9 protein-coding genes and 1 pseudogene are annotated in these 10,562 nt (G+C 37.7%); 9 read left to right on the top strand and 1 reads right to left on the bottom strand.

The annotated features are described in order from the left end of the window. Positions 1–32 precede the first annotated feature (32 nt). From MRZ08_RS01055 to MRZ08_RS01075, 5 genes and pseudogenes are all read left to right on the top strand, one after another. Positions 33–1,622: an alpha-glucoside-specific PTS transporter subunit IIBC gene (locus MRZ08_RS01055; protein WP_297378265.1), complete on the top strand. Its 1,590-nt coding sequence runs from the start codon at positions 33–35 to the stop codon at positions 1,620–1,622. A 46-nt stretch (positions 1,623–1,668) separates the two neighbouring features. Next, positions 1,669–2,997 carry a 6-phospho-alpha-glucosidase gene (locus MRZ08_RS01060; protein WP_297378268.1) on the top strand — a complete coding sequence of 443 codons (1,329 nt, stop codon included), beginning with the start codon at positions 1,669–1,671 and terminating at the stop codon, positions 2,995–2,997. Between the two features lie 101 nt (positions 2,998–3,098). Then, positions 3,099–3,272, top strand: a pseudogene (locus tag MRZ08_RS01065) (MurR/RpiR family transcriptional regulator); the annotation flags it as partial. Positions 3,273–3,308: 36 nt separating this feature from the next. Further along, positions 3,309–3,773 carry a MurR/RpiR family transcriptional regulator gene (locus tag MRZ08_RS01070; protein ID WP_297378271.1) on the top strand — a complete coding sequence of 155 codons (465 nt, stop codon included), beginning with the start codon at positions 3,309–3,311 and terminating at the stop codon, positions 3,771–3,773. After that, positions 3,751–4,500, top strand: coding sequence for a MurR/RpiR family transcriptional regulator (locus MRZ08_RS01075; protein ID WP_297378274.1), 750 nt, complete (start codon positions 3,751–3,753; stop codon positions 4,498–4,500). The genes MRZ08_RS01070 and MRZ08_RS01075 overlap by 23 nt, the downstream gene beginning before the upstream one ends. Before the next feature lie 29 nt (positions 4,501–4,529). Here MRZ08_RS01075 and MRZ08_RS01080 read toward each other — a convergent pair whose 3' ends face one another. Beyond that, complete coding sequence (locus MRZ08_RS01080; RefSeq protein WP_297378276.1) at positions 4,530–5,990, bottom strand: FAD/NAD(P)-binding protein; 1,461 nt, start codon at positions 5,988–5,990, stop codon at positions 4,530–4,532. Between the two features lie 148 nt (positions 5,991–6,138). On the opposite strand from MRZ08_RS01080, the gene rpsL reads away from it, so the two are divergent. The 4 genes from rpsL to tuf all read left to right on the top strand — a co-directional run bounded on the left by rpsL (position 6,139) and on the right by tuf (position 10,439). Then, positions 6,139–6,546: a 30S ribosomal protein S12 gene (gene rpsL, locus MRZ08_RS01085; RefSeq protein WP_004834930.1), complete on the top strand. Its 408-nt coding sequence runs from the start codon at positions 6,139–6,141 to the stop codon at positions 6,544–6,546. Between the two features lie 120 nt (positions 6,547–6,666). Beyond that, positions 6,667–7,137 carry a 30S ribosomal protein S7 gene (gene rpsG, locus MRZ08_RS01090; protein ID WP_015777416.1) on the top strand — a complete coding sequence of 157 codons (471 nt, stop codon included), beginning with the start codon at positions 6,667–6,669 and terminating at the stop codon, positions 7,135–7,137. A 14-nt stretch (positions 7,138–7,151) separates the two neighbouring features. After that, a complete protein-coding gene (fusA, locus tag MRZ08_RS01095) occupies positions 7,152–9,224 on the top strand; it encodes an elongation factor G (RefSeq protein WP_297378283.1) in 2,073 nt (690 codons plus the stop codon). An 18-nt stretch (positions 9,225–9,242) separates the two neighbouring features. After that, entirely contained in the window at positions 9,243–10,439 is a 1,197-nt protein-coding gene (tuf, locus tag MRZ08_RS01100) for an elongation factor Tu (protein ID WP_015777418.1), read from the top strand. Positions 10,440–10,562: the final 123 nt, after the last annotated feature.

Here is a 10,562-nt window from a genome sequence, read left to right on the forward strand (position 1 = left end):
TAAGATAATACGTTTTCAATAGGAGGAGAACCATGAAAGAAAAAATTCAAAGATTTGGTGGAGCGATGTTCACACCTGTAATGCTTTTTGCAGTTTCAGCTCTACTAATTGGCTTTGGTACTTTGTTTACTACTGAAGTAATCATGGGACCAATGGCCAGCGAAGGAACAATCTGGTTTGGATTTTGGGACATGGTCTTGTCAGGAGCTTGGGTAGTATTTAATCAAGTGCCATTATTATTTGCAATCGCCCTACCGATAGGACTTGCCAAAAAGCAAAATGCCAGAGCGAGCATGGAAGCTTTTGTAATCTACATAGTCTTCTTAAATTATGTTTCAACAATACTTAAACATTGGGGACCTACATTTGGTGTAGACTTCTCACAAGAGGTTGGTGGAGCAAGCGGTCTTGCAATGATTGCAAATGTTAAAACCCTTGATATGGGAATGATGGGAGCTTTGTTAATATCTGGTATTGCAATCTATCTACATAACAGATTCTTCGATACTAGACTTCCAGAAGCTTTAGGAGTTTTCAAAGGTTCAGCATTTGTCTTAGGTATTGGATTTATTGTTATGATTCCAATAGCTTTCCTAGCAGTTTTGGTTTGGCCTAAGATTCAAGCGGGAATGAATGTGTTTAGAGATTTCATAGTTAATTCAGGTACAATTGGTGTTTCAGTTTTTGTACTATTGGAAAAACTATTAATACCTTTTGGACTTCACCATTTATTGTATGCTCCAATGTATTATGATAGCTTGATAGTATCTGGTGGTATTTACTCTACCTGGGCTCAGAGTCTGCCAGAGATTGCGGCTAGTGCAGCACCACTAAAAGAAATTGCCCCTTACGCTCAGCTTACAGCTACAGGTTGGTCTAAGATTTTTGGATGTGTCGGTGTAGGACTTGCCTTCTATAAGACAGCTCTTCCTGAAAATAAGAAGAAGATAGCAGGTCTTATGATTCCGGTTGTTCTAACAGCTGTATTAAGTGGGGTTACAGAGCCAATTGAGTTTACCTTCCTCTTTATAGCACCACAACTATTTGTAGTTCACGCTGTACTCTCTTCTTTGCTAGCAACTGCAATGAATATATTTGGGGTGGTAGGAATATTCTCCGGAGGAGCTATAGAGATGGCTTCCTTAAACTGGATACCTCTTGCGGCAAATCACTGGAAGACTTATCTCATAATGCTTGTGATAGGACTTGTTGCGATAGCAGTATGGTATTTAGTATTTACCTTCCTTATAACTAAGTTTGACTTCAAGACACCAGGTAGGACAACTGCAGAGGATTCAGCAAAACTCTACACAAAGAAGGACTACAAGGCTAAGAAGAAGGAAGAAGGAACTGAAGGTAAAATTGTAAAATCTGCAGATAAGTTTGAAGTTATGGCTGATGAAATCCTAGTAGGATTAGGTGGTGCCGAAAACATCAAAGACTTTACTAACTGTGTAACAAGGCTTAGAGTAAATGTCAACGATCCTTCAAAGGTTGCAGATGATTCATACTTTAGAGAAATTGGAACTTATGGTACTGCCAAGAGTGGAAATTCGGTTCACGTTATAGTGGGAATGGATATCCAATATGTAGCAGATGCCTTTGGCGAATTATTAGATTAGAAAAGTTAATTAGTTAAGAAAAGAATTAATATAAAAGGAGTTAAGAATGACACAAAAATATTCAATAGTTGTAGCTGGTGGTGGTTCAACATTTACACCAGGAATTATAGGAATGCTTCTAGATAACCTTGATAGATTCCCAATTAGATCTATCAAACTTTACGATAACGACGCAGACAGACAAGGCGTTATCGGTAAGGCACTAGAAATCGTACTAAAAGAAAGACACCCAGAAATCAACTTAGTCTATACTACAGATCCTGAAGAAGGATTTACAGAGGTTGACTTTGTTCTAGCTCAATTGAGAGTTGGTAAATACGAGATGCGTGATAGGGATGAGAAAGTTCCATTAAAACATGGATGTATCGGACAAGAAACATGCGGACCAGGTGGAATGAGCTATGGTATGCGTTCAATCGGTGGAGTACTTGAAATTCTTGACTACATGGAAAAATACTCTCCAGAAGCTTGGATGCTAAACTACTCAAACCCAGCAGCAATCGTAGCAGAAGCTACTAGAAGACTAAGACCAAATTCTAAGATTATTAACATCTGTGACATGCCAATTGACCTAATGTACAAGATGGCAGATATGGTTGGACTAAAAGAATGGCAAGAGCTTGACTTCTCTTATTATGGCCTAAACCACTTTGGTTGGTTTACAGCAATTTCTGATAAGGAAGGAAACGACCTTATGCCAAAAATCAAAGAACACGTTTCTGTAAACGGCTTTGCTGATGGTATAGGAACAGCTCAACACCTTGATCCATCATGGGTTGAGACATTTACAAAGGCAAAAGATGTCTATGCCCTAGACCCAGAAACAATTCCAAACACTTACCTAAAATACTACTTCTACCCAGACTTCGTAATGGAACATACTGATCCAAACCACACAAGAGTTGACGAAGTTCGCGAAGGAAGAGAAAAAGATGTATTTGGTTTCTGCCAAAATATAATCGATAAGGGAACAGCAGAAGGAGTTGAAATCGAGCTTGATGCACACGCAACCTACATCGTAGACCTTGCTATTGCCCTTGCAGAAAACACAAAGGAAAGATTCCTTCTTATAGTTGAAAACAACGGAGCAATTCCAAACTTTGACCCAACAGCAATGGTTGAAATCCCATGTCTAGTAGGTAAAAACGGAATCGAAAGAATCAACCAAGGTGCAATTCCACAATTCCAAAAAGGACTTATGGAACAACAAGTATCTGTAGAAAAACTTGTAGTTGAAGCTTGGATTGAAGGAAGCTACCTAAAGATGTGGCAAGCTCTAACACTTTCAGCAACAGTACCAAGTGCGAAAGTTGCTAAAGAACTTCTTGATGATCTAATCGAAGCAAACAAGGACTTCTGGCCAGAACTTAACTAATAAAAGAAAAACCTAGTTATATAAGAAAAATCTCTACTTAGCGTATAATATGCTTAGTAGGGATTTTTTTGTGAGGTGATATTATCAGATTAGAAAAACTTATTAGGGAAAATGAAAATAAATTTACCCAGACAGACTATGTAATTGCAAACGAAATACTAAAAAACGGTCTTAATTACAATCTTACAATTAACGAATTTGCGAGTATTTGTTACACATCGAGGACCTCTGTCCTAAGATTTGCCAAAAAGCTTGGTTTTAATGGCTACAATGACCTCAAGTACTATATTTTAAATGACAAGGTCGATATAGTGACAAGCTCTGCGACAAGTTTCGATGCAAAAAAGGACTTGATTTATAAGAAGCTAAGGGAAGTTAAACGAGCCTTTATCTATGGTAATGGAGCCTATGAAGATATAATTAAAGATTCGGTCAAAAGACTGCTTTTTGATGTAGGAATCCTATCAGAAACATATGCTGGGGCCATGGAGATAGTCGCATTCGATAGAGAAATGCTTGAAGATAGCTTGGTGGTGATTGTGGATTTTTCCGAAGATGCACGAAGCGAGGAATTGATGTTTCAGATAGCATCCATCCATTGCATCAAACTAATTATAGGAAGTGAGTACAAGTCTATGACAAAAAGTGACTATAATATCTTCCTAGCCGAAGAAGAAAGAGAAGTTAGGCTAATAAGCCCCTATATAATAGAACTAGAGAAGTTTTTTATAGAATTTCTAGAAAGGGAAAGCAATGATATTGATGAACTTAGTTAGGGAAAATTACGCTAATCTCAATAATAATGACCTTAGAATATATTCCTACATAATCCAGAATAAGAGTGAGGCTAACGAATTAAATATCAATCAAATGGCAGATGAGTTAGGACTTAGCACTAGCTCCATAATGACATTTACCAAAAAGCTCGGATTAGATGGATACAGTGAGCTTAAATATCTTATAAAATGGAGCGAAGAAGCTAAGAATTCTTCCTTTGATAATAATGAAATCGAATATACTAAAAACGACATCAATCTAACTATGACCATGATGACTTCCCTAAATCTCGATGGCTTATTTAAGAAATTAAATGAGGCAAGGGACATATTTGTCATAGGAAATGGCTATACACAACTAAATGTAGCAGAGGAGCTTAAGAGAAATTTCTTTAACGTCGGTAAGATTCTTAATATCCTTGACCAAGACTCCGATTATGAGAGATATAAGAGTCTTATAAAAGATGGAGATGTCCTCTTTGTAATATCCTTTAGTGGAGAAAATGAGAAGTTGATTGATTTTATAAAATCCCTTAAGAAAGATGTAACTATAGCTTCTATCACCAAGCTATCCAACAACACCATATCCCACTTATCTGACTATAATATTTCCTTTGTAACTCACGAAGTATTTGACTTCAATCAAAGGATGAAAATATCGCCTATATCACAATTTTATGTCGTGATTGATTTCATAATTCTAAAATACTTATCTTTTTTATCTTAAAATAAAAGGGGAAAGCCCCAGTCTAAGATTTACAAATTGTAATCATCGACTAGGATTTTCCCAATTCTTTCTGCGGACTTTTGTATGCATCTTGCGTCGTTATTGTCAATATCAGTTGTTGTAACCATCATTCCTGTTATTGAAATATTTCTAAGACAGCCGTATTTTTTGCTCAGTGGATTAAGTCTAGGCCAAGTGACAGCTATACATTCTCCATCCTTATCTGCCATAATCATTTCCTTTGATAAGAGATTATTGTAGAGAGGAAGCTTATCAGCCACTTTATTTAGATTAGTTTCAATTCCTGAACAGTTGATTAGGACATCTGCATAGGATGACCTATCTCCCTTGAGGAGAAAGCTTCCATTGGATGTCTTTTCTATTGATTTGCTATTGGTAATTATATCAATGTTTCTCTCATCGTAGGCTTTAAGGATTAGCTTCATAGATTTATAGGGAGTCTTTCCTCCAAGAAAGCTTAAATATTTGTAGTATTTATTTAGAAAAATCTGTCTATCTTGGGGTCTTAGATTATTGATTATGTCAGCCACGTAGACTGTAAATTGCATAAAATAGTCCTCGCAAAAGGCGAGGGCCTGATCGTTTTCAGTAATTGCCTTCCTGCTTAAGTCTAGACTGTGATCCTTGTAGGTATTGTAAGCATATCTTAAGTCGAATCCATTATCAGAAAAATCTTTCTCGATCCTATCTATTAATTCATCAAGATTTATGAATTCATTATCGCTAAGAGCTCTATTAATCCAAGCATCGTCTAGAGAATATTTATCGTAAATACTTCCTTCATAAGGAATGTCAACTATCTTATATTCATTTTCACCCGTAAAGAAATTGATAGGCTTTGTGAGATTCTTATTTTTCATAAGATATCTGAAGACATCAGTTGAGGCGGCAGAAGTACCGATTACAGCTATTGAAGAGTCATCATCTATATCTTTTAATTTATCCTTTAGAGGATAAGGACTTTCTATATAGGAATCTTCTCCGCGAAGGCCGTAGGGATCTTGGTAGAAGCTTGCCCCGGTTGCAAGGAAGATAAAATCATAAGTGGACTTTTTATCTTTTGTCCTAAGCTCATAGCTTTCCTTATAATCATTGATGGAGACACTAATATCAGTAACTTCTTCATTTATAATATTGACAAAGGGAAGGTCTATATAATCTTTTGCCTTATCCTTAAGGAAAGAAGCGAAATAAATCCTAGGAGCCATCTTCTCTATAGGGTCGATTTTCTTATTATTATCTTCCATCCAATCTTTAAAATCATCCTTATTTTCTTTTGGATAAATCATCTCGTCGCTATCTACATTTAAAAGCTTATCGTAACTATCATCTTCGTAAGGAAGACCTGCTGGATATTCGCTTCGTTTTTCGTATATATCGATTTCTAAATTATCATTTTTCTTATTATCAATTATTGATTTGAGAAAGGAAAAGCCAGATAAGGCAAATCCTACTATAGCAATTTTCATATACACTCCTTTTTCGCTTTTAGATTATATACCCAAAGTCTAGAAAAATAAGTAATTTACTTGACAAAAAAGGATTGGACGTGTAGAATATTGAAGGATTGGCATAGATTGCCAATTATTTAAATTATAAAAGAAAAGGAGGTGCATTATGCCTACAATTAATCAACTTGTTAGAAAAGGTAGAAAGAGCGAAAAATCTAAATCAGATACACCAGCTCTAGGTTACAACTACAACACACTTAAAAGTAGAATTACACCAAACCAATCACCACAAAAACGTGGAGTTTGTACATCTGTAAGAACTGTAACACCTAAAAAGCCAAACTCAGCGCTAAGAAAGATCGCCAGAGTTAGACTTACAAACGGAGCTGAAGTACTATCTTACATTCCAGGAATTGGACACAATCTTCAAGAACACAGTGTTGTATTGATCAGAGGTGGAAGAGTAAAAGACCTTCCAGGTGTTAGATACCACATCATTAGAGGTACTCTAGATACAGCAGGAGTAGACGGAAGAAAACAAGGAAGATCTAAATACGGAGCTAAAAAAGCTTAATATTTAGCAAAATAAGTGCATAATGTACCTATTTATATACAAGGTATATGTGCACACTGACGGCAAGAAATTGTCGAGTACTCAAGATATTACACATAATTGGTAAAGGAGGGAAGAAAAGTGTCAAGAAAAGGACATATACCAAAAAGAGAGGTAATGCCTGATGCTAAGTACAACGATAGAGTTGTTACTAAGCTAATCAATAACGTAATGTTAGATGGTAAGAAAGGCCTTGCTACAAAAATAGTTTATGATGCTTTTGACATCATTGCAGAAGAAACTGGCAACGATGCACTAGAAGTATTCTATCAAGCTATGGAAAATATAATGCCAACACTAGAAGTAAAAGCCAGAAGAATTGGTGGTGCCAACTACCAAGTACCAATGGAAGTTAGACCAGAAAGAAGACAAACACTAGCTCTTAGATGGCTCGTAAACTTCTCAAGAGCTCGTGGTGAAAAAACTATGGTGGAAAGACTATCTAAGGAAATCCTAGATGCTTCAAACAACGCTGGTGCAGCAGTAAGAAGAAAAGAAGAAATGCACAGAGCAGCTGAAGCAAACAAAGCTTTCGCACACTATAGATACTAGAAATAGGGGGACAAATGAAAAGAGACGTCTCATTAAAGGACACCAGAAACATAGGTATCATGGCTCACATAGACGCTGGTAAGACTACTGTAACAGAAAGAATGTTATACTATACCGGTAAGATCTATAAAATCGGTGATACACATGATGGTACTGCAGTAATGGACTCCATGGACCAAGAAAAGGAACGTGGAATTACAATCGGATCTGCAGCTACAACATGTTATTGGAATGATCACAGAATCAACATCATAGATACCCCAGGCCACGTGGACTTTACTGTAGAAGTAGAAAGATCACTAAGGGTACTAGATGGTGCTGTTGCACTATTCGACGCTAAAAGCGGTGTAGAACCACAATCAGAAACAGTTTGGAGACAAGCTGATAAGTATGACATCCCAAGATTTTGTTTCATTAACAAAATGGATGCTACAGGTGCTGACTTCTTCATGGCTGTTGATACAATCAAAGATAAACTTAAAGCAAACGCAGTTCCAATAGAAATTCCAATAGGTGCAGAACAACAATTCGAAGGAGTAGTTGATCTTGTAACAATGGAATCTGTAACATACAACACAGAAGACTTAGGAGCTCACCCAATTAAAGGTGAAATCCCAGCTGAACTTGTTGAACAAGCAGAAGAATACAGAGCTAACCTTCTTGAAGAACTTTCAGAAATCGATGATAACATCATGATGAAATACCTTGAAGGAGAAGAAGTTAGTGAAGATGAGATCAATGCTGCAATAAGAAAAGGAACAATCGATAAGAAGATATTCCCATGTCTATGCGGATCAGCTTACAAAAACAAGGGTGTACAAGCACTCCTTGATGCAATCGTAGCTTACATGCCAAGTCCAGAGGATGTTCCAGCAATTGATGGTACAGATCCTAAAGATGATTCAATCGTTCTAGAAAGAAAACCTGGAGATAACGAACCACTAGCTGCACTTGCATTTAAGGTTGTAACAGACCCATATGTAGGTAAGCTAATCTATGTAAGAATTTACTCAGGTACAATTAAATCAGGTTCTTACATCTACAATGCTACAAAAGGCAAGAAAGAAAGAGTTGGACGTATTATGCAAATGCACTCCAACAAGCAACAAGAAATCGAAGAAGGATTTTCTGGAGATATCGTAGCCCTATTAGGACTTAAAGATACAACAACAGGAGATTCCCTATGTGACCAAGATAACCCAATTATCCTTGAAAACATGGAATTCCCAGACCCAGTAATCTCAGTTGCTATCGAGCCAAAAACAAGAGCAAGTCAAGATAAGATGATCGTAGGACTTCAAAAACTAGCAGAAGAAGATCCAACCTTCCAAACTAGATCAGATGAAGAAACAGGTCAAACAATCATCTCTGGAATGGGTGAACTTCACCTTGAGGTAATCGTAGACAGACTACTAAGAGAATTCAAAGTAGAAGCTAACATCGGTAACCCACAAGTAGCATACAGAGAATCTATCACTAAAGAAGCTGAAGCACAAGGTAAGTTCGTTAGACAATCCGGTGGTTCAGGACAATACGGTGATGTTATTCTTCAAGTTATGCCAGGAGAAGAAGGCTCTGGAATTACATTCGAATCCAAAATTGTCGGTGGTGCAGTACCTAAAGAATACATCAAGCCAGTTGAGGCAGGTGTAAGAGAAGCTGCAGCAAGCGGAATCCTTGGTGGATACCCAATGGTAGACATACACGTAATCCTAGTTGATGGTTCTTACCACGAAGTCGACTCATCAGAAGTTGCCTTCCACGTTGCAGGAAGCATGGGCTTCAAGAACGCTGTTGAAAAAGCAGGTCCAGTTCTACTAGAACCACTTGAAAAGGTAGAAATTACAACACCAGATGAATATCTTGGTGATGTAATGGGAGATGTTTCATCAAGAAGAGGTAAGATTGATGGAATGAACCCTAAAGATGGAATTCACGTGCTTGATGCATTTATTCCACTATCAGAAATGTTTGGATATGCGACAGACCTAAGAAGTAAAACTCAAGGTAGAGCGACATATTCAATGCAATTCGACCACTATGCACAAGTTCCAGAATCAGTTAAAGAACAAGTATTAGATAAATAATTAATATAGGAGAATATAATGAGCAAACAAACATTTGAAAGAAGCAAACCACATATTAATATTGGTACAATCGGTCACGTAGACCACGGTAAAACAACAACAACAGCAGCAATCACTCAAGCCCTAAACAAAAAATACGGTACAGGTGAGTACGTAGACTACGAACACATCGATAAGGCTCCAGAAGAAAGAGAACGTGGAATCACAATCAACACTTCTGTAGTAGAATACGAAACAGAAAACAGACACTATGCCCACATCGACGCTCCAGGCCACGCTGACTACGTTAAAAACATGATCACAGGTGCAGCACAAATGGATGGTGCTATCATCGTAGTATCTGCAGCAGACGGTCCAATGCCACAAACAAGAGAACACATCCTACTAGCAAGACAAGTAGGCGTTCCAAAAATCGCAGTATTCCTAAACAAAGAAGACCAAGTAGACGATCCAGAACTAATCGAATTAGTAGAAATGGAAATCAGAGACCTACTATCAGAATACGACTTCGACGGAGACAACGCTCCAGTAGTAGTTGGATCTGCTCTTAAATCACTAGAAGAAGGTGGAGAAGGCCCATGGTCAGACAAAATCCTTGACCTAATGGCACAAGTAGACGAATACTTCGACATCCCAGAAAGAGACAACGACCAACCATTCCTAATGCCAGTAGAAGACGTAATGACAATCTCAGGACGTGGAACAGTAGCAACAGGAAGAGTTGAAAGAGGAACACTAAAAGTTGGTGATACAGTAGAAATCGTAGGACTAACAGAAGATACAAAAGAAACAGTAGTAACTGGAGTAGAAATGTTCCACAAATCACTAGACCAAGCAGAATCTGGAGATAACGTAGGACTACTACTAAGAGGAGTAACAAGAGATCAAATCTCAAGAGGACAAGTACTAGCAAAACCAGGTTCTGTAAACCCACACACAGAATTCGAAGGCCAAGTATACGTACTAACAAAAGAAGAAGGTGGACGTCACACACCATTCTTCAGTGGATATAGACCACAATTCTTCTTTAGAACAACAGACGTAACAGGAGACATCGAACTAGAAGAAGGCGTAGAAATGGTAATGCCAGGAGACAACGCAACATTCAAGATCACACTCCAAAAACCAATCGCTCTAGAAGAAGGACTAAGATTCGCTGTACGTGAAGGCGGAAGAACAGTAGCATCTGGAGTTGTTACAAAGGTAATTAAGTAGTCCCATCCTGATTGGGTGGCGGATTTTAATCCGTCATCTCTGAGGTGAAGTCCTCAACGAGCCGGACGGGCTAATGCTGAACCCAGAGAACTAAGCGAAAAGATTCGTTAGAATCTTTGAGAG

It is taken from the genome of Anaerococcus sp. (assembly GCF_022770135.1).
GTDB lineage: Bacteria > Bacillota > Clostridia > Tissierellales > Peptoniphilaceae > Anaerococcus.

Coding starts and splice junctions, on each gene's coding strand:
- MRZ08_RS01055 (WP_297378265.1), top strand. CDS start 33: ATGAAAGAAAAAATTCAAAGATTTGGTGGAGCGATGTTCACACCTGTA.
- MRZ08_RS01060 (WP_297378268.1), top strand. CDS start 1,669: ATGACACAAAAATATTCAATAGTTGTAGCTGGTGGTGGTTCAACATTT.
- MRZ08_RS01075 (WP_297378274.1), top strand. CDS start 3,751: ATGATATTGATGAACTTAGTTAGGGAAAATTACGCTAATCTCAATAAT.
- MRZ08_RS01080 (WP_297378276.1), bottom strand. CDS start 5,990: ATGAAAATTGCTATAGTAGGATTTGCCTTATCTGGCTTTTCCTTTCTC.
- rpsL (WP_004834930.1), top strand. CDS start 6,139: ATGCCTACAATTAATCAACTTGTTAGAAAAGGTAGAAAGAGCGAAAAA.
- fusA (WP_297378283.1), top strand. CDS start 7,152: ATGAAAAGAGACGTCTCATTAAAGGACACCAGAAACATAGGTATCATG.
- tuf (WP_015777418.1), top strand. CDS start 9,243: ATGAGCAAACAAACATTTGAAAGAAGCAAACCACATATTAATATTGGT.